20 protein-coding genes are annotated in these 20,264 nt (G+C 69.4%); 6 read left to right on the top strand and 14 right to left on the bottom strand.

Features of this window, described 5'->3' with window-relative positions:
* Window positions 1-17: 17 nt before the first annotated feature.
* Genes AB8M46_RS15555 through AB8M46_RS15545 form a run of 3 tightly spaced genes read left to right on the top strand, consistent with a single transcriptional unit; the run spans window position 18 to window position 3,098 of the window.
* Entirely contained in the window at window positions 18-554 is a 537-nt protein-coding gene (locus tag AB8M46_RS15555; RefSeq protein ID WP_037332540.1) for a DinB family protein, read from the top strand.
* Between the two features lie 44 nt (window positions 555-598).
* Window positions 599-1,633 (top strand): zinc-dependent alcohol dehydrogenase family protein, encoded by a 1,035-nt coding sequence (locus tag AB8M46_RS15550; RefSeq protein WP_394360554.1) that lies wholly within the window; start codon window positions 599-601, stop codon window positions 1,631-1,633.
* Window positions 1,634-1,652: 19 nt separating this feature from the next.
* A complete protein-coding gene (locus AB8M46_RS15545; protein ID WP_394360553.1) occupies window positions 1,653-3,098 on the top strand; it encodes an aldehyde dehydrogenase family protein in 1,446 nt (481 codons plus the stop codon).
* Here AB8M46_RS15545 and AB8M46_RS15540 read toward each other — a convergent pair.
* The 4 genes from AB8M46_RS15540 to AB8M46_RS15525 are packed head-to-tail and all read right to left on the bottom strand — an operon-like array spanning window position 3,095 to window position 7,425.
* The gene (locus tag AB8M46_RS15540) at window positions 3,095-4,534 is read right to left on the bottom strand and encodes an FAD-binding oxidoreductase (RefSeq protein ID WP_394360552.1); all 1,440 of its coding nucleotides are present in this window, start codon (window positions 4,532-4,534) and stop codon (window positions 3,095-3,097) included. The genes AB8M46_RS15545 and AB8M46_RS15540 overlap by 4 nt on opposite strands.
* Before the next feature lie 37 nt (window positions 4,535-4,571).
* Window positions 4,572-5,366: an ABC transporter ATP-binding protein gene (locus tag AB8M46_RS15535; protein WP_394360551.1), complete on the bottom strand. Its 795-nt coding sequence runs from the start codon at window positions 5,364-5,366 to the stop codon at window positions 4,572-4,574.
* Window positions 5,363-6,421: an iron chelate uptake ABC transporter family permease subunit gene (locus AB8M46_RS15530; protein ID WP_125732221.1), complete on the bottom strand. Its 1,059-nt coding sequence runs from the start codon at window positions 6,419-6,421 to the stop codon at window positions 5,363-5,365. Before AB8M46_RS15530 ends, AB8M46_RS15535 begins: the two co-directional genes overlap by 4 nt.
* Entirely contained in the window at window positions 6,418-7,425 is a 1,008-nt protein-coding gene (locus tag AB8M46_RS15525) for a FecCD family ABC transporter permease (protein WP_394360550.1), read from the bottom strand. The genes AB8M46_RS15530 and AB8M46_RS15525 overlap by 4 nt, the downstream gene beginning before the upstream one ends.
* Window positions 7,426-7,478: 53 nt before the next feature.
* Between AB8M46_RS15525 and AB8M46_RS15520 the strand changes: the two genes are divergently transcribed.
* Window positions 7,479-8,462, top strand: a complete 984-nt coding sequence (locus AB8M46_RS15520; RefSeq protein WP_394360549.1) for an ABC transporter substrate-binding protein — start codon at window positions 7,479-7,481, stop codon at window positions 8,460-8,462.
* A 19-nt stretch (window positions 8,463-8,481) separates the two neighbouring features.
* Here AB8M46_RS15520 and AB8M46_RS15515 read toward each other — a convergent pair whose 3' ends face one another.
* The gene (locus tag AB8M46_RS15515; RefSeq protein ID WP_037332548.1) at window positions 8,482-9,204 is read right to left on the bottom strand and encodes a maleylpyruvate isomerase N-terminal domain-containing protein; all 723 of its coding nucleotides are present in this window, start codon (window positions 9,202-9,204) and stop codon (window positions 8,482-8,484) included.
* 9 nt (window positions 9,205-9,213) lie between these two features.
* Window positions 9,214-10,920, bottom strand: coding sequence for a GMC oxidoreductase (locus AB8M46_RS15510; RefSeq protein ID WP_394360548.1), 1,707 nt, complete (start codon window positions 10,918-10,920; stop codon window positions 9,214-9,216).
* A gap of 77 nt (window positions 10,921-10,997) precedes the next feature.
* On the opposite strand from AB8M46_RS15510, the gene AB8M46_RS15505 reads away from it, so the two are divergent.
* The gene (locus AB8M46_RS15505; protein ID WP_394360547.1) at window positions 10,998-11,561 is read left to right on the top strand and encodes a DinB family protein; all 564 of its coding nucleotides are present in this window, start codon (window positions 10,998-11,000) and stop codon (window positions 11,559-11,561) included.
* 120 nt (window positions 11,562-11,681) lie between these two features.
* Here the strand turns inward: AB8M46_RS15505 and AB8M46_RS15500 are convergent, their stop codons facing one another.
* The 3 genes from AB8M46_RS15500 to guaB form a co-directional block, all read right to left on the bottom strand.
* Window positions 11,682-12,815 (bottom strand): GuaB3 family IMP dehydrogenase-related protein, encoded by a 1,134-nt coding sequence (locus tag AB8M46_RS15500; RefSeq protein ID WP_034304399.1) that lies wholly within the window; start codon window positions 12,813-12,815, stop codon window positions 11,682-11,684.
* 151 nt (window positions 12,816-12,966) lie between these two features.
* Window positions 12,967-13,437, bottom strand: coding sequence for a DUF3574 domain-containing protein (locus AB8M46_RS15495; RefSeq protein ID WP_350591984.1), 471 nt, complete (start codon window positions 13,435-13,437; stop codon window positions 12,967-12,969).
* Window positions 13,438-13,518: 81 nt separating this feature from the next.
* Window positions 13,519-15,030, bottom strand: a complete 1,512-nt coding sequence (gene guaB, locus AB8M46_RS15490; RefSeq protein WP_016331163.1) for an IMP dehydrogenase — start codon at window positions 15,028-15,030, stop codon at window positions 13,519-13,521.
* A 135-nt stretch (window positions 15,031-15,165) separates the two neighbouring features.
* Here guaB and AB8M46_RS15485 point away from each other — a divergent pair, with 135 nt between their 5' ends.
* Complete coding sequence (locus AB8M46_RS15485) at window positions 15,166-15,552, top strand: DUF5319 domain-containing protein (RefSeq protein ID WP_005166667.1); 387 nt, start codon at window positions 15,166-15,168, stop codon at window positions 15,550-15,552.
* An 86-nt stretch (window positions 15,553-15,638) separates the two neighbouring features.
* Here the strand turns inward: AB8M46_RS15485 and AB8M46_RS15480 are convergent, their stop codons facing one another.
* The 5 genes from AB8M46_RS15480 to AB8M46_RS15460 form a co-directional block, all read right to left on the bottom strand.
* Window positions 15,639-16,586 (bottom strand): anti-sigma-D factor RsdA, encoded by a 948-nt coding sequence (locus tag AB8M46_RS15480; protein ID WP_378420509.1) that lies wholly within the window; start codon window positions 16,584-16,586, stop codon window positions 15,639-15,641.
* Window positions 16,587-17,159, bottom strand: a complete 573-nt coding sequence (locus AB8M46_RS15475; RefSeq protein WP_026467317.1) for a sigma-70 family RNA polymerase sigma factor — start codon at window positions 17,157-17,159, stop codon at window positions 16,587-16,589.
* Between the two features lie 381 nt (window positions 17,160-17,540).
* Window positions 17,541-18,137: a response regulator transcription factor gene (locus AB8M46_RS15470; RefSeq protein WP_003073605.1), complete on the bottom strand. Its 597-nt coding sequence runs from the start codon at window positions 18,135-18,137 to the stop codon at window positions 17,541-17,543.
* Window positions 18,138-18,277: 140 nt separating this feature from the next.
* Window positions 18,278-19,117, bottom strand: a complete 840-nt coding sequence (locus AB8M46_RS15465) for a hypothetical protein (RefSeq protein WP_394360546.1) — start codon at window positions 19,115-19,117, stop codon at window positions 18,278-18,280.
* 9 nt (window positions 19,118-19,126) lie between these two features.
* Window positions 19,127-20,041, bottom strand: a complete 915-nt coding sequence (locus tag AB8M46_RS15460) for a MerR family transcriptional regulator (protein WP_394360896.1) — start codon at window positions 20,039-20,041, stop codon at window positions 19,127-19,129.
* Window positions 20,042-20,264 lie beyond the last annotated feature (223 nt).

Genomic DNA, 20,264 nt, shown 5'->3' with positions numbered 1-20,264 from the left:
GGCCTAGCGTCCGGGACATGGGCATCGACTGGAGCAAGGAACTCTCCGAACAGCTCGACTGGCACTGGAAGAACCACCTGCGCCCTCGGCTGGACACCCTCACCGACGACGAATACCTCTGGGAACCCGTCGAGGGCTGCTGGACGGTGCGGCCGGGCGAGAACGGCGACGTCACGATCGACTGGGCGTATCCGGAGCCGTCCCCGCCGCCGGTCACGACGATCGCCTGGCGCCTCGCGCACATCATCGTCGGCGTCTTCGGGATGCGGAACGCGTCGCATTTCAACGGCCCGCCCGTCGACTATCAGACGTTCCCCTACGCGGCCTCCGCCAAGGAAGCGCTGGAGCAACTCGACGACGCCTACGCGCGCTGGCGTGACGGCGTCCGCGCCCTCACCGCCGAAGGCCTCGAACGCCCCTGTGGCGAGGCTGAGGGCCCGTACGCGGAGTACCCCTTCGCGGCCCTCGTCCTGCATATCAACCGGGAGGCCATCCACCACGGCGCTGAAATCCTCCTGCTGCGCGACCTCCACCGATCGCGTTTAGCGGGCTGAACGCGACGCGCCCATACTGGGGCCAGCCGAGGAAAGGACCCGTCTTGCGAGCGACACTCATCTACGGCGCCGGTGACGTGCGCGTCGAGACCGTCCCGGACCCGAAGCTGAGCGAACCGACCGACGCCCTCCTCCGCGTCGTCCGTTCCTGCATCTGCGGCAGCGACCTCTGGCCGTACGGCAGCATGCCCGCACGCGACCGCGGCGTCCGGATCGGGCACGAGTTCCTCGGTGTCGTCGAAGCCGTCGGCTCCGACGTCACCACGCTCAAGCCGGGCGACCTGGCCGTCGCACCCTTCGTCTATTCCGACAACACGTGCCAGTTCTGCCGCGAAGGCCTCCACACCTCCTGTCTGCACGGCGGCAACTGGGGCGCGAAGGGCGTCGACGGCGGTCAGGGTGAGGCCGTCCGCGTCCCGCAGGCCGACGGCACGCTGGTGAAACTGCCGCACACCGAGGACGACGATCTGCTCGCCTCGTTCCTCACGCTCTCCGATGTGTTCGCGACCGGCCACCACGCGGCGGTCAAGGCGGGCGTGAACGAGCGCACCACCGTCACTGTCATCGGTGACGGCGCCGTCGGTCTCTCCGCGGTTCTCGCGGCGAAACGCCTCGGCGCCGAGCGCGTCATCCTGATGGGCCGCCACCGGACCCGCACGGACCTGGGCCGTGAGTTCGGCGCGACGGACGTCGTAGCCGAGCGCGGCGACGAAGGCATCGAGAAGGTGCGAGAGCTGACAAGCGGTGAAGGCACGCACACCGTCCTCGAATGCGTCGGCACGAAGCCCGCCTTCGAGATGGGGGTCGGTGCTGTCCGCCCCGGCGGCACGGTGAGCCGCGTCGGCGTGCCGCAGTACGCCGAGGGCCCGATCGGCCCCGCGCTCTTCCGCCGCAACATCACCGTCACCGGCGGCGTCGCCCCGGCCCGCCACTACATCCCCGAGCTGCTCGAAGACGTCGTCGAGGGCAAGTACCAGCCGGGCAAGGTCTTCGACCGGACCATCGGGCTCGAAGAGGTTCCCGACGGCTACCGCGCGATGGCCGACCGCGAGGCGCTCAAGGTGCTCGTCAAACCCTGACTGGAATACCTTGTCACCCATGGACATGATCACCCCGGAGCCGCGCCCCGCCTGGATCGCCGGACGCCCCGAGCAGGGCGCTTCGACGCTCACCGTGCATCACCCCTTCGACGGAAGCGAAGTCGCCACCGTCGCGGTGCCCGGCCCCGATCAGGTCGAGCGAGCGGTGAGCGCGGCGGTGAGTGTCGCGAAGGAGTTCCGGCGTTCCCCGGCGCACAGCCGCGCCGCGGCGCTCGACCACGTTTCGCGCGTCATCGCGGGCCGGTCCGAGGAGATCGCCGAGGTCATCACCGCCGAGAACGGCAAGCCGCTCAAGTGGGCCGAAGCCGAGGTGCGGCGCGCGGTGTCGGTGTTCCGGATCGCCGCCGAGGAGGCCCGCCGGTTCAGCGGTGACCTGCAGCGGCTGGACACCGATCCGGCGGGCGAAGGCAGGCTGGCGCTCACCCGTCGCGTCCCGCGCGGCCCGGTGCTGGGGATCGCGCCGTTCAACTTCCCGCTGAACCTGGTGGCGCACAAGGTCGCGCCGTCGCTCGCGGTCGGCGCGCCGATCATCGTCAAACCCGCTCCTCGGACGCCGCTCGCCGCGCTGATCCTCGGTGAGATCCTGGCCGAGACCGACCTGCCGGAGGGCGCGTTCTCGGTGCTGCCGCTCGGCAACGAGGAGACGTCGGCGCTGGTCGCGGATCCCCGGCTGCCGGTCGTGTCGTTCACCGGTTCGGGTCCGGTCGGCTGGTCGATCGCGGACGCCGCGCAGCGCAAGCACGTCGTCCTCGAACTCGGCGGCAACGCGGCCGCGGTCGTGCTGCGCGACTGGCCGGATCCCGAGGGTGCGGCGGAGCGGATCGCGACCTTCGGCAACTACCAGGCCGGGCAGTCCTGTATCGCCGTGCAACGCGTCATCGTCGAACGCGAGGTCGCCGAAGAGTTCGTGCCCGCCTTGGTGGAAGCCGTGCAGGCCCAGCGCACCGGCGACCCGTACGACAAGAACACCGACGTGGGCCCGGTCGTCGACGAGGCGGCCGCGGAGCGGATCGTGGCCTGGATCGACGAGGCCGTCGCCGCGGGCGCGAAGATCCTCACCGGCGGCAAGCGTGACGGAGCCACGGTGGAGCCGACCGTGCTCACCGACGTCCCACCGTCCACAAAGGCCTGGGCGGAAGAGATCTTCGGCCCGGTCCTCGCGGTGTCCATTGTGGATGGTGTCGACGAGGCTTTCGCGTCGGTCAACGAATCCGCCTACGGCTTGCAGGCCGGCGTGTTCACCCGCGACGTCCATCTCGCCTTCTACGCGTCGACCGAACTCGAAGTCGGCGGCGTGATCATCGGCGACGTCCCGTCCTACCGCGCGGACCAGATGCCGTACGGCGGAGTCAAGGGATCGGGTGTGGGCAGGGAAGGTGTTCTCGCCGCGATGAACGACCTCACGGAGGAACGGGTCACCGTCTTCACCGGCATCGACCTCTAATCCGGCGTGACGGCCTGCGCGAATCCGAATACCTTGTCCGGGTCGTAGGTTTTGGCCACCTGCTTGAGACGGGTGGCATTGCCGCCGTAGTACGCCGTCATCCAGTCGGGCAGGGCGGGGTCGATGTAGTTGACATAGCCCCCGCCCAGCCCGAGCCCCGTCACCACTTCCGCGACGGAATCCGTTGCCGCGGAACGGTTACGCGTATCCGCCTGACTGTAGATCTGCACACTGCCGATCGCCTTCCGATGCCAGAACGCGGTGGCGTCCGGCGCGACGTCGGCGACCGCACCGCCGAGGCCGTCGACCAGGAGGTCCATTCCGCGCCTGCCCTTGAGCACGGACGTCAGCTTCGCGGGATCGGCCGGTTCTTCGAGTATTCGCGATGAGGCCACAAAGGACTGTCGGCTTTCGCTGCCGGAGAAGTACTTCATCGCGCCGAGATAGTCGAGCTGCTTCACGGAACGCGTCGCACCAGGGAATCCGTTCAGCAGCTTGCCCAAGGAGGCGGAATCGCCCACGTAGCAACCGGCGATGCGCGCGCCGACCGGCGTTCCCCCGGACAGCACGACGTTCGCCCACAACTCCGGCGGTGCTTCGGGAAGCCACCGCTGCCACTCGGCGAGCACGTCGTTCGCGCTCCCGGCCGGGAATCGCAAGGAGAACACCGAAACAGCCGAAGGCGCCGGGTCGGTGCGGAACGTGAACGAGGTGACGACCCCGAAGTTGCCACCTCCCCCACCGCGCAACGCCCAGAACAGCTCGGGCTCGGAATCCGCCGACGCCGTCCGGAGTTTCCCGTCCGCCGTGACGACTCGCGCGGACACCAGGTGGTCACAGGTGAGACCGTATTTCCGGGCGAGGACACCGATTCCGCCACCGAGCGTCAGCCCGGCGATCCCGACACTGGGACAGGAACCCGCGGGAAGACAACGTCCCGCGCCGCCGAGCGTCGCGTAGACGTCCTTCAGTTTCGCACCCGCGCCGATCACGACCTGTTCACCTTGGACGTCCACTGAGGACATTCCGCCGAGGTCGATCATCAAGCCACCGTCGGGAACCGAGTAGCCGGCGTAGCTGTGGCCACCACTGCGAGCGGCGATCGGAACCCGCCGTGCCGCGGCGGAAACGGCTTCCTGCACGTCCTCGGGTTTGACGCATTTCGCGATCGCTGCGGGCTTGAGCCCGTCGAAAGCCGGATTGAACACGCGTTTGGCGTTGTCGTAGCCGGAATCCCCGGGCAGGAGAAGGGAGATCTTGTTCCGCAGCGCGGCCCAGTCCGGCGGACCGGACGGCGGCGTGACGCCGGTGCTCGGCGGCAGCGACGTGCCGGGCGCGGAACTGGGCGCCTGCGCGGGAGGCGCGGCCGAGCACGCCGTCGCGGCCACTCCGGCCACGGTCGCACCGGCGAGTTTGAGGAACGCCCTTCTCTCCATGCCCGTTAGACGCACAGCGGACGGGCAGGTTGCGACGCTACGCCCGAAGGTGGGCACTCACCGGCACGACCAGCGGTGTCCCGGACACCGGATCCTCCATGACCTTCGCCGACAGGCCGAAGATCTCGTCGAGGAGCGGTTCCGTGAGCACCTCGGCGGGCGGGCCCTGCGCGACGATCCGGCCTTCGCGCATCGCGACCAGTTTGTCCGCGTACCTGGCGGCGAGGTTCAGATCGTGCAGCACCATCACCACGGTGGTCCCGCGTTCCTTGTGCAGCCGGTACACCAGGTCCAGCACGTCGATCTGGTGCGCGAGGTCGAGGTAGGTGATCGGCTCGTCGAGCAGGAGCAGCCCGGTCTCCTGGGCGAGCGTCATCGAGATCCACGCCCGTTGCCGCTGCCCGCCGGAAAGCTGGTCGACGACCCGGCCCGCGTACTCGTCCATCCCGGTCAGCCGCAGCGCCCGCTCGATCGCCTCGTCGTCGGAAGACGACCACTGCCGGTACCAGCTCTGGTGCGGATGCCGCCCGCGCCGGACCAGATCGGAGACGGTCAGCCCTTCGGGAGCGGACGGCGTCTGCGGCAACAGGCCGATGATCTTGGCGACCTCACGGGTCGGCAGCTTGTCGATCCGCTCGCCGTCGAGCAGGACCGCGCCCTGGCGCGGCTTGAGCAACCTCGCCAGCGCACGCAGCAAAGTGGACTTACCGCAGCCGTTGGGGCCGATGATCGCGGTGACGGTCCCGTCGAGGACGTCGAGGTCGAGCCCGGTCACGACGGGCGTTTCGCCGTAACCGAGTTCCAGCTCCCGGGCACGCAGTCTGGCGTTCACGCGCGCTCCTCCTTACGGCTGCGGATGAACAGGAAGATCAGGTACGGCGCACCGAGGATCGCCGTCAGCACGCCGACCGGCAGCCCGGACAGGACCGGTGTCACGCGCACCACGAAGTCCGCGCCGACGGTCAGCAGCGCGCCGAGGAGCATCGATCCGAACAGTGGCGGCTGCGCCGAGCGGACCAGCCGCAAGGCGATCTGCGGGGTGGCCAGTGCGACGAAGGTGATGGGCCCGGCGGCCGCGGTGGCGACGGCGGCCAGCGCCGCGGCGAGCAGCAGCAGGGAACCCCGGGCGGCGTCGACCCGGATCCCGAGGCCACGCGCGGTGTCGTCGCCGAACTGCAGCCCGCCGATGGTGTGCCCGGCGATCAGCGTGACCGGCGCGAGCACGGCCAGCGCGAGCAGGACCGGGCCGACCGATTCCCAGCCGACGTCGGCGAGGCTGCCCACGATCCACGTGGTCGCGCGCGCGGCGTTGTCGACGTCTCCGACGGTCAGCAGCCAGTACACGAGGTTGTAGCCGACGGCGGACAGCGCGATACCGATCAGGACGAGGCGGTAGCCGTCGATCCCGCGCCGCCACGAAAGGGCGTACAGCAGGATCCCCGCGACCACACCGCCCGCCAGCCCGGCGAGCGGGACGCCCAGCGTGCTCGCCAGGCCGCTGACCTGGCCGCCCGTGCCGCCGGCGACGATCACGCCGACCGCGCCGACCCCCGCGCCCCAGGTGATCCCGAGGATGTCCGGGCTGGCCAACGGATTCCGGGCGATGGTCTGGAACAGCGCACCCGAGAGGCCGAGCGCGGCGCCGACGCCGATCGCGGTCAGCGTGCGCGGCATCCGCAGGTCGAAGATGATCCCGCGTTCCCGCGCGGTGCCGCCGCCGAACAGCGTCTTCAGGACGTCGCCGAGGCCGATGTGGGAGGTGCCGATGCCGATGTTCAACGCCGCGACCAGTACCAGCGCGATCGCCGCGAGGGTCGCGACGGCGAGTGTCCTCGGCCGGACCGTCCAGGCCGCCGGGCCGAACGAGATCACCTTGGGTGCGGTCATATCCGGGCCAGGCCCTTCTTGCGGACGAGGTGGACGAACACCGGCACGCCGAGGACCGCCAGCATGATGCCGACCTCCAGGCTGTCCGAGGCGATCACGCGGCCGAGAAGGTCCGCGGCGAGCAGCAGGATCGCGCCGAGCACCGCCGAGAACGGCACCAGCCAGCGGTAATCGGGTCCGCTGATCGCCCGCGCGAAATGCGGGACGAGCAGGCCCAGGAACGCGATCGGCCCGCAGGCGGCGACGGCGGCGCCGGTCAGCAGCGTGATCGCGGCGACGCCGAGCAACCGCGTCCGGCCGACCCGCCGCCCGAGCGCGACGGCGACGTCGTCACCGAGCGCGAGGGTGTTCATCCCCGGGGTGTTGATCACCGCGAGGAGCAGGCCCGCGGCCACGAACGGGGCGATCTGGCCGATCATCGCGGGGTCCCGGCCCGCGATCGAACCCACGTGCCAGAAGCGGTACGTCTCCATCCCGCGGTCGTCGCCGAGGACGATCGCGGAGATGACGCCGTTGAGCAGGGCGCTCACCGCGGCTCCCGCCAGCGCGAGCGTCACCGGTGTGGCGCCGCGGCCGCCGACGGCGCCGAGCAGGAACACGACGGCGCTCGCGACGAGTGCGCCCGCGAAGCCGAACCAGATGAACGCGTAGAGGTCGTCGATGCCCAGCACGACGACGGCGAGCACCACCGCGAACGCCGCGCCCTGGGTGACGCCGAGCAGACCGGGGTCCGCGAGCGGATTACGGGTGTGTCCCTGCATGAGCGCCCCGGCCGCGCCGAGCGCGAGTCCCGCCAGGACACCGAGCAGCGTTCGCGGCACCCGCAGCGAACGAACGATCAGGTGATCCGGCACACCGGTGGGATGGAAGATCGCGTCCCAGACCACACCCAACGGAATCGAACGCGCACCGAGGGCGACGCTCGCGACGCAGATCACAGCCAGAAGGGCGAGGAGCAGGGCTCCCGCTGTCGCCTTTCCAACACGAACTTCCACTGTGGACATCCGCCATCCTATGCTCCGGTTAGGAAAGCCTAACCGCACAGAAAGAGTGACCCATGACCCCACCCCGGCGCGCAGCCGTCGCCTTCGCCGTGACCGCCTGCCTGGCACTCTCCGCATGCGGTGGCGGGGCACAGGAATCCGCCTCCACCGGCACCGGCCAAAGTGGATTCCCGCGCACCATCGAACACGTGATGGGGTCGACCACGATCGACAAGCAGCCCGCCACCGTCGCGGCGCTGGACTCCAGCTACGTCGACGCGACGCTGGCGCTCGAGACGAAGGTCGTGGCGTACACCAAATATCGCAACTACGACAAGCTGCCGGACTACCTGGGCGACGACCGCAAGTACGCCGAGGGCGCCAAAGAGATCGGCGCGCTCGAAAGCCCGGACATCGAGAAGCTGTACGACATCAAGCCGGATCTGATCGTTTCGGCGAAGGTGCGTCACGAGAAGTTCTACGCGGAGTTCGGCAAGGTCGCGCCCACGGTGTTCAGCCAGACCACCGGCGCCACCTGGAAGGACAACATCCGGATGCTCGGCAAGGCGCTGGGCAAGGAAGCCTTGGCGGAGCAGAAGATCAAGGCCTACGAGGAGCGTGCCCGCAAGGTCGGTGACGCGATCAAGGCCAAGCTCGGCAAGTCCGCCGCCGTGTCGGTGGTCCGCTTCGTCGAAGGGGAGCCGACCGTGCGGCTGTACAGCAGCGCGTCGTTCCCCGGCACCGTGATGGCCGACGCCGGGCTACAGCGGCCCGCCGGGCAGCCGGACAACAAGGCGAAGATCTCCAACGACCTGAGCCAGGAAGAGATCGGGAAACTCGACGCCGAAGCGATCTTCGTCGCCACCTATGCCGACGAGACCAAGCAGGCCGAGAGTCCCAAGACGAAGTTCCAGTCGAACCCGCTTTGGGGCACCCTCAAGGGAAAGGTGATCGACGTCAACGACACCACGTGGTTCACGTCGGTCAGCCTGCAGGGCGCGCACGCGATGCTGGACGACATCGCGAAGCAGTTCGGCGTGGACTCGTTCCGCGCATAGTCCTTTGTAGACCGTGCCGTCACAGCCAATGCGGCAGCGGCGGCGCGGTACCGTCCAAAGTGGATCCGTCGCTGCGGCCGGTGATCCACGCCAGGACGTCACCCGGGGAGCCGGTCAGCGTGACCGGCTCTCCGGCGCCCATCCGCCATTCGTGACGCGTCCCGTCTTCGCCAACGGCGACCAGCAGGACGGAGGGCAGCTCGCCGCCGTACATGCCGATCGCGTTGCCGACGACGATCTCGAACTCGTCGCCGAGCAACTCCGCGACCCGGCCGAAGTCGTAACCGAGATCGAGATCCGCCAAGTGGATGGCGGTCTCGGAAAGCCTGAGCCACAGCACGAACTCCGCCGGGATCTCACGTCCCTGCCGGGCGCGCACGCGGACCGGCCACGCGTCGTCCGGCATGCTGGAGGCGACTTCGACGAACCGTGCCGCGGACGCGACGACGTCTTCGGCGATCTCCTCGGCGGACCGGTACGCACCCTTCTCGATGTCGTCGTCCCTGGCCGCCTCACCGGCGTACATCGGCGTCTCGACACCCGATTTCGCCCAGGTGAGCAGGTTGACCAGGCCGTCGGCGTTGCGCGCCAAATGGGACAACAGATGCGCGCGCGTCCAACCGGGCAACGCACTGGGGGCGTGCACGGCCTCCTCGTCCATCTGTCCTACTACGCGCGCCCATTCTTCGTGGAGGGCGCGGACGCGGTTCAGCAGCGCGTGTGCGCGTTCGGAGGCTGTCACTCCCCCAACTTAGCGCCGAAGTGCCGCCGGCGCGGCCGCCGGAACCGCGGGATTCTTCGGCGCGATCGGTTCGAGCCGCGCGTACGGCGCGTCCTGCGACGGCCTGCTGTCCTTTTCACCCTTGTTGGGCCAGAACGAGAAGGCCCGCTCGGCCTGCGCGGTGATGGTCAGCGAGGGGTTCACGCCGAGGTTGGCCGTGATGGCCGATCCGTCCACAATGGACAAGCCGGGATAGTTGAAGACGCGGTGGTACGGGTCGATCACGCCGTTGTCGGGCGCCGTGCCGATCGGGGCGCCGCCGATGAAATGCGCCGTCAGCGGGATGTCGAAGATCTCGCCCCAGGTGCCGCCCGCCATGCCGCCGATGCGCTCGGCGGTGCGGAGGTTGGCCTCGTGCCCGGCGGGGATGAAGCTGGGGTTCGGCTCGCCGTGGCCCTGTTTGGACGTGTACTTGCGGCGGCCGAAGAGCCCGCGCTTCGTGTACGTGGTGATGGAGTTGTCGAGGCTCTGCATCACCAGCAGGATCACCGTGCGCTCGCTCCAGCGGTAGCCGTTGAGCAGCTTCACGGTCTGGACCGGGTGCTTGACCATGAAGTTCACGGCCTGGCGCCAGCGCGGGACCGCCGAGTCGCCTTCGGTGGCGATGGTCTGGAGCAGGCTCATCGCGTTGCTGCCCTTGCCGTAGCGGACGGGCTCGATATGCGTGTTGTCGTCGGGGTGGATCGACGACGTGATCGCGACGCCGCGGCTGAAGTTCCGCTCCTCGTCCACCGAGGTGCGGGCGGCGCCGATGATGGCCTCGGAGTTCGTGCGGGTCAGTTCGCCGAGACGCGGCGAGAGCTTCGGCAGCTTGGCCGTGTCGCGCATGCTGTGGAGCAGGTTCTGCGTGCCCCACGTACCGGCCGCGAGCACCACCTGCCCCGCGGTGAGCTTGTGCCGGAACTTGCGCGAGGTGGTCCCGGTCTTCTTGATGCTCACCTCGTACCCACCTGCGTTTAGCGGGCTAATCGCGCTCACGGTGGTGAGGGGGATGACCTTCGCGCCGTCCTTCTCCGCGAGGTAGAGGTAGTTCTTGACCAGCGTGTTCTTGGCGCCGACACGGCAGCCGGTCATACAGGCGCCGCATTCGGTGCAGCCGGTGCGCGCCGGGCCCGCGCCGCCGAAGTACGGGTCCTCCGCGCGCTCCCCCGGCTTGCCGAAGTACACGCCGACGGGGGTCGGGTGGTACGACTCCGGCACGCCCATGTCCTCGGCGACGCCCTTCATGACGACGTCGGACGGCGTGACGCTGGGGTTGGTGACGACGCCCAGCATCCGGCTGGCCTGGTCGTAATGCGGGCCGAGCTCGGCCTCCCAGTCGGTGATGTGGGACCACTGCGGGTCCACGTAGAACGGCTTCAGCGGGCGGTACAGCGTGTTCGCGTAGACCAGCGAGCCGCCGCCGACGCCCGCGCCGGCGAGCACCATGACGTCCTTGAGCATGTGGATGCGCTGGATGCCGTAGCAGCCGACCTGAGGCGCCCAGACGTAGCGGCGAAGGTCCCAGGACGTCTTCGCGAACTCGTCGTCGGCGAAGCGGCGGCCCGCCTCGATGACGGCGACGCGGTAGCCCTTCTCGGTCAGGCGCAGGGCGGCGACACTGCCGCCGAACCCGGAGCCGACGACGATCACGTCGTAGTCGAAGTCGTCTTCAGTGGTGGTGTTACTCGCAGTCACACCCTCGACTGTAACCCCGGCCACCCCTTCTGACCAGAGGTAAGTTACTCGCCGGTTACCTTCCACTCGGATGGTGCATGCTCGGAGTCGTGATCGACGATTTCGCGAAGGAATACCTGCACAGTGACCTGCGAGAGATCCGTGAAGCGATGCTCCGGAAGCTCGACGGGCTCTCCGAGTACGACGTCCGGCGTCCGCTGACTTCGACGGGGACCAACCTTCTCGGCCTGGTCAAGCACCTGGCGGCGTGGGAGGCCCGCTACTTCGGCGAGGTCTTCGATCGGCCGTTCCCCGGGGCGATCCCTGAGCGCGGGACGGACCTGTGGGCGACCGAACACGAAACCCGCGAGGAGGTCATCGGCCGTTACCGGCGCGTCTGGGAGCACTCCGACGCGACGATCGCCGCGCTGCCCATCGACGCGCCCGGGCGCGTGCCGTGGTGGCCGCGTCCCGACGTGATGCTGTTCAACATCCTCGTCCACATGCTCACCGAAACCAGCCGGCATGCCGGCCACGCCGACATTCTGCGAGAGCAACTGGACGGCTCCGTCGACCTGGCCCCCACCAAAGACCCGGCCTTCTGGAAATCCCGCCACGCCGAAATCACCCGCGCCGCCCAGGCGGCCTCAGAGCGCCTTTAGCGGGCTAAACGCGACACTGGTGGGGCACATGGGGCAGGTGTGACTATTGGGGCACGTGAGCAAAGAACGGCCCGGATCGCGTTTAGCGGGCTAAACGCGATCCGGGCCGGGAAGCGAGCATCAGCGGCGAACGGTCAGGCCCACCCGCTGGAACTCCTTCAGGTCCGAGTAGCCCGTCTTCGCCATCGCGCGGCGAAGCGCGCCGAAGAGGTTCACGACACCCTCAGCGTCCGAGGACGGCCCGAACAGCAGCGTCTTCAGGTCGACGGCGTAGTCCGGCCCCAGCGCCACGCGCGAACGCGGCAGCGACGGGTGCGCGGCCGCCGACGTCCAGTACAGCCCCTGCCCCGGCGCCTCGGAGGCGGCGGCCAGCGGCGCGCCCAGCATGACCGCGTCGGCACCGCAGGCGATGGCCTTGGCGATGTCGCCGGACGTGCTCATCCCACCGTCGGCGAGGACGTGGACGTACCGGCCGCCGGTCTCGTCGAGGTAGTCGCGGCGCGCGGCCGCGGCGTCGACGATCGCGGTCGCCATCGGCGTCCCGATCCCGAGCACACTGTCGGTGCTCGTCACGCCGCGGCTGGCCCCGTGGCCGACGATGACGCCGGCCGCGCCGGTGCGCATCAGGTGCATCGCGGTGCGGTAGTCGCTCACGCCGCCCGCGATCACCGGGACGTCGAGCCGCCCGATGAAGTCCTTCAGATCCAGCGGCTCGGCGTCGCGCTGGACGTGCTCGGCCGAGATGATCGTGCCCTGCACGACGAGGATCTCGACGCCCGCCGCCAGCAGATCCGGCGTGAGCTCGGCGGCGTGCTGCGGGCTGACCCGCGCGGCCACGGTGACCCCGGACTCGCGGACGGTCTTGATCGCCTCGGTCAGCAGGTCCAGCCGGATCGGGGCGGAGTGCAGCTCCTGCAGCTCACGCACGATCGCGGTCGGGTCCTCGGTGTCCTCGGCCGCCCGGACGAGGCGGAAGATCGCGTCCTCGACGTTCGGGTGCCGCGCCCAGAGCCCTTCGGCGTTGAGGACGCCCAGCCCACCGAGCTCGCCGACGGCCACCGCGGTTCCCGGCGACACGATCGCGTCGGTGGGGTGCGTGACCAGCGGCAGCTCGAACCGGTACGCGTCGATCTGCCAGGCGGTGGACACGACCGAAGACGACCGGGTGCGCCGCGACGGCACGATCTCCACGTCATCGAGGTCATACGCCCGCCGCGCGGTGCGGCCCATGCCGATCTCGACCAGATCCCGCACGTCAAGTCCCTTCTCACCGACGACCGTTACACCCCATTGTCGCTAGGCCGCGTGGGTGACCTGCGCACGGGGCACCCGAACCGGGCCGGAAGTCACACCAGCCCCAGGTGCCCCACCCGTTTCGCGTTTAGCCCGCTAAAGGCGCTCGGGGTCAGAAGGAGACCTTTTCGACGGAGTCGGTCCGGAGGACGGATTCCTGCGCGAAGGCCTTCTTGTAGTCGGTCCGGATCTCCTCGATCTCGCGGTTCGCGTCGCGATCGGTGAACGGGTACACGACGACGATCACCTTCGATTTCTCCCGCGAGATCACCCCGTCCGAACCGCGCCACTGGCCGCGCCCGGTCAACTCGGTGAACCCGTCCGGGAACCTCGGCGTGACGGCCTTGTCGGTGAACGCGGTGAACTCCGCGTCGGTCAGCTCCCCGCCGCCCGGCTTCGTCGTCCCGAAGTACAGCTCGGTGCGCTTCCACAGCTCACCCGGCGACGCCTGGAGAGCGGCGGCCTCGGGTGCGGACGGCGCGGCGGAAGCGGTGGGGACGGCGGAAGCCGCCACCCCGCCGCCGAGCCCGAGGGCGGCGGCGGCGAAGACGGCGAGCGCGGTTCGGCGCGACGTGAAAGACATCGGGTTCCTCCCAGGAGACTTGATCAGCGGGCCAAGTCTCCCGGGAACGGAACCGGATGGGTAAGTGTCCTAAGGGGCGGACTAACGGGTGGTGTAGTTCGGCGCCTCGACGGTCATGGTGATGTCGTGCGGGTGGCTCTCCTTGAGCCCGGCCGCGGTGATCCGCACCAGCTGCGCCTCCTGCAGCTCGGGGATCGTCGACGCACCCGCGTAGCCCATCCCCGACCGCAGCCCGCCCACCAGCTGGTGGACGACGTTCGCGAGCGGCCCGCGGAACGGGATCCGCCCCTCGATGCCCTCGGGGACCAGCTTGTCCTCGCTCAGCACGTCGTCCTGGGCGTAGCGGTCCTTCGAGTACGACTTCGCCTCGCCGCGCGACTGCATGGCGCCCAGCGAGCCCATGCCGCGGTAGGTCTTGAACTGCTTGCCGTTGACCAGGATCAGGTCACCGGGCGATTCGGCGGTGCCCGCGAGCAGGCTGCCGAGCATCACCGTGGACGCGCCGGACGCGATCGCCTTCGCGATGTCACCCGAGTACTGGATGCCGCCGTCGCCGATGACCGGGATCCCGGCCGGGCGCGCCGCCTGGTCGGCCTCGTAGATCGCGGAGATCTGCGGCACGCCGACCCCGGCGACGATACGGGTGGTGCAGATGGAACCGGGGCCGACGCCGACCTTGATCCCATCCGCGCCCGCGTCCACCAGCGCCTGCGCGCCGGCCCGGGTCGCGACGTTGCCGCCGACGATGTCGACGGTTTCGCCCAGTTCCTTCTTCAGCAGCGCGACGGTCTCGACGACGGCGCGGGAGTGCCCGTGCGCGGTGTCGACCATCAGCACGTCCACCCCGGCGTCGGCCAGCGCCATCGCGCGCTTGTGCCCGTCCGGGCCGACCCCGACGGCGGCGCCGACGATCAGGCGGCCGTTGGTGTCCTTCGAGGCGTTGGGGTACTGCTCGGTCTTGACGAAGTCCTTGACCGTGATCAGCCCGCGCAGCTTGCCCGCACCGTCGACGATGGGCAGCTTCTCGATCTTGTGGCGGCGCAGCAGCCCGAGCGCGGCCTCCGCGGTGACGCCGACCTGCGCGGTCACCAGCGGCGGCTTCGTCATCACCTCGTGCACCGCGCGGGTGTGGTCGACCTCGAACCGCATGTCGCGGTTGGTGATGATGCCCACCAGCGTCCCGGCGGCGTCCGTGACGGGCACGCCGGAGATCCGGAACCGCGCGCACAGGGCGTCGACCTCGGCGAGGGTGTCCTCGGGCGAGCACGTGACCGGGTCGGTCACCATGCCCGCTTCGGAGCGCTTGACGACCTCGACGGCGGCCGCCTGGTCGTCGATCGGCAGGTTGCGCTGCAGTACGCCCATCCCGCCCTGGCGCGCCATCGCGATGGCCATCCGGCCTTCGGTGACCGTGTCCATGGCGGCGGAGACCAGCGGGATGTTCAGGGTGACGTTGCGCGAGAGCCGGGTGCGGGTGCTGACCGCACTGGGCACCACGTCGGACTCGGCCGGCAGCAGCAGCACGTCGTCGAAGGTCAGCCCGAGCATGGCGAACTTGCTCGGGACGGGGGCGGTGACGCTGTCGCTGGTCATAGCAGGCGAAGGGCCTTCCTGGCGGTGATGGAGGGAAGCCGCCGTGGCTGGTGGCATCGTGGCGGGGGCCTGCTCCTCATGATATCCGGGCCGGGCGGCCGCCCGGCCCGGGTGGGCGCCCGGTAGCGTGCAGGCGTGCCGCAAGATGCGTTGCCCCCAGACCCGTTCGCGGATGACCCGGACGACCCGGCCCGCGCGTTCATCGACGACGCCGACCGGCTCGACGAGCCGATCAGCGACGAAGAGCGCACCGAGTTGCTGGCCGACCTCTCCGATCTCGCCGTGTACCAGGCGCTTCTCGAGCCGCGCGGAGTACGCGGGATCGTGGTCGACTGCGGTGAATGCGACGAACCCCACTATCACGACTGGCATCTGCTGCGCGCCAGTCTCGAGCAGTTGCTCGCCGACGGCCGCATGCGGCCGCACGAGCCCGCGTTCGATCCGAACCCCGGCGACTACGTGAGCTGGGACTACTGCCGCGGCTTCGCGGACGGTGTCACAGCCAACGAAAGCGCCTACTGAGCGCCTTTAGCGGGCTAAACGCGATCTGAGACCCCGAAGGGCCTGGTGAGAGAGATCTCACCAGGCCCTTTCGGCGTTCTGGGGTGTTACGGCGTATCGACGGCGGCCGCGGGAGCCTGCGCTCCGGCACCCGGCGACGGTTCGTTCCGCGAGCCGCCCGGGTCGTTGCCCGAGGCCGGCGGCGTGGTCGACGTCGTGGGCGGCGGAGGCTCACTGGTCGTGGCCGGCGGAGTCGGCGAGGGAGTCGTGGTGCCCGGCAGCGACGTGCCGGGGTTGCCGCCTCCCGGCAGCGACGTCGGCGGAGCCGTCGGCTGCGTGGTGGGCTGCGGGGTGGTCGCGACCGGCGTCTGCGAAGGCAACTGCTGATCCGGGGGCAGCGGCTGCTGACCGGGGTTCTGCAGCTGAGCGCTCAACTGACGGTGCTGTTCGAGCAGCTGATCGCGGTTCTCTTCGTCGGTCACCTGGTTCAGCGCGGCCTGGGCCTCGTCGAGCGCCTTGCGTGCGTCGTCGAGGCGCCCGCCGGCGAGCGCGAGGTTGGCCTTCTCGAGATCGAGTTTGGCCGCCGCGGCGGCCTCGACCGACCGGGCGTGGTCGGCGTAAAGCACCTTGGTCAGGCCCCAGAGAGTGTCACCAGGCTGCGCGTCCTTCGCGGCGAGACCGGTACCGGCGAAGGCGATGGCCAGGACGGCCGCGGCGGCGGCCACCGGGACCAGCAGCCGGCGTCTTCCCCCGTGTTTACGGGCGAGCGCGGCGGTCTTCACGGTGACGACGGCGGTGTCGACGTCGACGAGTTCCGCCAGCGGCTCACTGTCGATGTCACGACGCCAGGCCAGCAGCAGGGCGTTGAGCTCTTGATCGCCGAGGTCGTCGGCCATCTTCGGATCCGAGCCGCCGAGCGCGTCGAGCAGCGCGTCATCGGCCTGGACGGCCGACAGATCAGCTGCGAACTCGGCTTCCGAGGGCGTCAGCCCTCTATCGAAAGCCGTCAGTTCACGATCGGTCCCAGGGGAGAACCGATGGTCGCGATCGGTCACTCAGATCACCTCCTCAGCGGCCAGAACCTTACGTAGGCGCGCGAGGGCGCGATGCTGGGCCACCCGGACGGCGCCGGGGGTGGACCCCACGGCCTCTGCCGTCTCTTCGGCGGACAATCCCACGACAACCCGCAGGACCACGATCTCACGCTGTTTGTCGGGAAGGACGCGCAGCAGCTGCGACATGCGCTCGTTCAGCTCGCCTTGGAGAGCACGCTGCTCGGGACCGACGCCGCCCTCGACCTCGTCGGGGACTTCGGCGACCGGTTCGGCGCGGTTGCGGGCCGCGGCGCGATGCGCGTCGGCCACCTTGTGCTGGGCGATCCCGTAGACGAAGGCCAGGAACGGGCGGCCCTGATCACGGTACGAAGGCAATGCCGTGAGCACCGCGAGACACACCTCCTGAGCAACGTCGTCTGCGGAAGCGAACGAACGCTCCTGCCTGCCAACCCGAGCGCGGCAGTACCGCACTACCAAAGGACGGATGGCCGCCAGCAACCGCTCGACCGCTTGAGGATCACCCTCAACAGCAGCGGCGACCGGCTCATCCAGTCCGTCCCCCACATTGGCCATCGCAGACAACAGTCCCAGTGTTACGTATAGGCGTGCAAAGAGTCCGGTGTGTGACTTCGGAGACCACTACCGGTGACAGCTACCGTACCGCCCGGGTCCGACACCTTCGCTGACGGCCGTCGTCGGCGCGCCGCCTTTCCGGCGAGCACGCTGAACCCGGGTCTTCCTGGTTCCCTTCGCTCGTAGTCGAACTTTCAACGAGCCGGAACGCAGTGGGGTACGACGGTCCGCCCGGAGGCGGACTCGCTCGGGCAAGAGTGCCCGAGCGTCGAACATAAAAGCGCGAAGCGTGACAGGGAACACAGGTACGGGCCAGGGGTTCTCCCCCGGCCCGTTCGTCACCCGTTCTGCAATCTGACCGATGAAATCAGGAAAGCGTTGTCAGGAAACAAGTCCACGGCGGAATCCGTGGGCGACCGCCTGAGCGCGGTCACGAACGCCGAGCTTGCGGAACAAGCGGCGCGCGTGGGTCTTCACGGTGTCTTCGGACAGGTACAGCTCGCGGCCGATCTGTCCGTTGCTCTTGCCCTGGCTCATCCCGCGGAGCACCTGGAGCTCGCGCTCGGTGAGCTGGACACCGGGGTCGGACGGCTGACGCGGCGCCGGCACCGAGGTGCTGGCGAGGGTGTGCGCCAGTGCGGCGACCAACTCGGGACGCGAGGCGTCCCAGCGCAGGTAGCCGCGCGCACCGCCGGCGATGGCGGCGGCGATGCTGCCCGCGTCGTCCGGGGCGCCGAACACGATCACGTTCGCTTGGGGGTTCGCAGAGACGAGCCGCCGGGTGGCTTCGACGCCAGTCGGGACAGCGCGCTGGGTTCCGACCAGCACGACGTCGACCGGCTGACGGGAGTACCGGGCCAGCAGCTCGTCACCGTGCGCTACGCAGTCGATGCGACTGACCCCTGGGACCGCGGACATCACTCGAGTGAGCCCTTCGCGGACACTGCGTCGGTCGTCGCAGATCAAGACCGTCGTCACGGGGTTTCCTTCCTGCAGCCGGGTGACATTCCACTTCCCCTATCGGACGCTTTAGCCCGAACCTTGACACGATCCGGTGGCTTTTTTTGAAAGTTCTTAGCCCGGTTGCCGGAATGGGCCCTCCAACAGGCTAGACGCCCTCAGAGGGGGACCCACGGAGATTCCCGGGCGAGCCACCTCCCGCAAGGATCCGCATGCCGTAACACTGCGTGCAACAGTTCGGCACTTCTGGATCGATACTCATCGGCGTGTCCTGCCCCGAAGTCCGCCTCGAGCAGGCATGCCACCCACAGAAGTGAATTGAATTCGTATTTCTCGGCGGTTTCACGCGCGCTCTCTACCAGCGCTTTCGCGCGATCCCGCTCAGCGGAACCACCATTCGCGATCGTCACGGCGAGTACCAGGCTCGATTTGACGACATGTCGGCACGCGCCCCTGGCGCGCGCGGTTTCCCACGCCATTTCCGCCGGTGCGGTGGCCGCCCCGGAAATGTTACCCGCCAGTTCGATTTCCGCGCCCACCCAACCGGCCCTGGTCCGGGTCCGCCAGTTGCCGCAGTGCACGTCCGCCCGCGCGACCAACCGCCGGGCGGCGGTCAGCCTGCCGCGCCCGAGGTTGTCCGCCGCGAGCCCCAGGAGGGCGTCCGCTCGCGCGCCCTCGGCGTCGAGACCGTCTGGGTCGGGCTCGCCTGACGGCTCCGCGATCGCCAGCGCGAGCGCCTCGCCGTCGAGGACGAGCGCCGCCGCGTGCCCGCCCAACTGCCGCCGATGCGACGCCAGCGTGCTCGCGGCCAGCGACGCGAACACCGGGCTGCCGTTCGCGCGCAACTCGTTCAGCAGCGTCGCCGCCGCCGCATACCGGCCGCGGGCACCGAGCCCGATCGCGGCGAGCAACCGTCCGCGAGGCGACACGGGCACCGCGAACGGGTCCGGCGGCGGCACGCCGTCACCGAACGCGGCGGACCGCAAGGACGATTCCATGCGTCCTTTCTATCGCCTCGCACCGACAAGAACGTGCTCGATCCGGTCGGCGGCGGTCGTCAGTTCGCCGAGCAGTTCGATCTTGTCCGGGAGGGTGGCGGGATCCCAGCCGGGACCGCACGCGAACAGCCTGCTGCGCTGACGGCCGCGGGACACCCTGGCGAACAGGCGCGGGTCCGCGGTCGCCCGACGGCCGGACCACAGGACGACCGCCGCCGGGACGCTGCGGCGGACGGTCACCGCGAGCACTTCGGCTGGCAGGGACGCCCCGAAGAGCTGGGCGCCGATCCGACGTCCCGCCAGTGCCGCGGCGAGCGCGTACATCGGCATGTTGTCGCGCTCGTCCGGGACGCAGGTCAGCAGGACCGGGCGTTGGTTACGCGGCTCGCGGAGCACCGGCGTCGCGCGGACGAGGGCGGCGTACACGCATTCGGCGAGCAGGTACTCGACCTCCGCTCCGGCGCTCACCCCGCGCCAGCGCGCGCCGAGCGCGGTCAGGACCGGCGACACGACACCGGTCCAGGCGGGCAGGACGCCGAGTTCGCGGATCGTGTCGGCGAGCATGCGCTGGACCGCGCCGAAATCCATCGCGAGCGCGGCCGTGCTCAACCGCCTGGCGAGCCGGGACGGGACGTCGTGATCTTCGGAGGCCGGCGCGGCGACCTGCTCCGCCACTTGGACGACGGTGGATTCCGGAGGCTCCGTCGCCATCCTGGGCATCTGCTCGAGGGCGTACTTCGCCGCTTCGGCCGTCGAGGCGCCGCGAAGGAGCGCGCGCTGCATCAGTTCGAGACGGCCGATGTCGGAGCTGCCGTAGCGGCGGTGACGGCCGTTGGTGTGGCGGCTCGGCCCTACGCCGTATCTGCGGTCCCAGGTGCGCAGGGTGGACGGTGCGACCCCGAGCCGGCGAGCGACGGAGGCCACCGGCAGGGTGGGTTCTTCACTGCTCGTCCGAGATCCCACTCGACCCAATATCCAGGCAGGCCGGGGCAGGGGCAACCGGAGCGGAAAGTACGGCTCACACATCCGGGGGATGCCTAACGGCTGAATCGTCTTGAATCTCTTGAACAAGTATTGGCGCGCTTCTAACGTTACCGCCGTTGCACCGAATGGAGTATCCGCAGCGCAGCAGAGCAGGTAAACGCTT

Origin of the sequence: Amycolatopsis sp. SB7-3, assembly GCF_041021335.1 — a bacterium.
GTDB lineage: Bacteria > Actinomycetota > Actinomycetes > Mycobacteriales > Pseudonocardiaceae > Amycolatopsis > Amycolatopsis japonica.
This window is presented reverse-complemented; position numbering and strand designations above follow the sequence as displayed.

Coding starts and splice junctions, on each gene's coding strand:
- AB8M46_RS15465 (WP_394360546.1), bottom strand. CDS start 19,117: ATGGAATCGTCCTTGCGGTCCGCCGCGTTCGGTGACGGCGTGCCGCCG.
- AB8M46_RS15555 (WP_037332540.1), top strand. CDS start 18: ATGGGCATCGACTGGAGCAAGGAACTCTCCGAACAGCTCGACTGGCAC.
- AB8M46_RS15505 (WP_394360547.1), top strand. CDS start 10,998: ATGCTCGGAGTCGTGATCGACGATTTCGCGAAGGAATACCTGCACAGT.
- AB8M46_RS15525 (WP_394360550.1), bottom strand. CDS start 7,425: ATGTCCACAGTGGAAGTTCGTGTTGGAAAGGCGACAGCGGGAGCCCTG.
- AB8M46_RS15530 (WP_125732221.1), bottom strand. CDS start 6,421: ATGACCGCACCCAAGGTGATCTCGTTCGGCCCGGCGGCCTGGACGGTC.
- AB8M46_RS15545 (WP_394360553.1), top strand. CDS start 1,653: ATGGACATGATCACCCCGGAGCCGCGCCCCGCCTGGATCGCCGGACGC.
- AB8M46_RS15540 (WP_394360552.1), bottom strand. CDS start 4,534: ATGGAGAGAAGGGCGTTCCTCAAACTCGCCGGTGCGACCGTGGCCGGA.
- AB8M46_RS15520 (WP_394360549.1), top strand. CDS start 7,479: ATGACCCCACCCCGGCGCGCAGCCGTCGCCTTCGCCGTGACCGCCTGC.
- AB8M46_RS15475 (WP_026467317.1), bottom strand. CDS start 17,159: ATGGCCAATGTGGGGGACGGACTGGATGAGCCGGTCGCCGCTGCTGTT.
- guaB (WP_016331163.1), bottom strand. CDS start 15,030: ATGACCAGCGACAGCGTCACCGCCCCCGTCCCGAGCAAGTTCGCCATG.
- AB8M46_RS15495 (WP_350591984.1), bottom strand. CDS start 13,437: ATGTCTTTCACGTCGCGCCGAACCGCGCTCGCCGTCTTCGCCGCCGCC.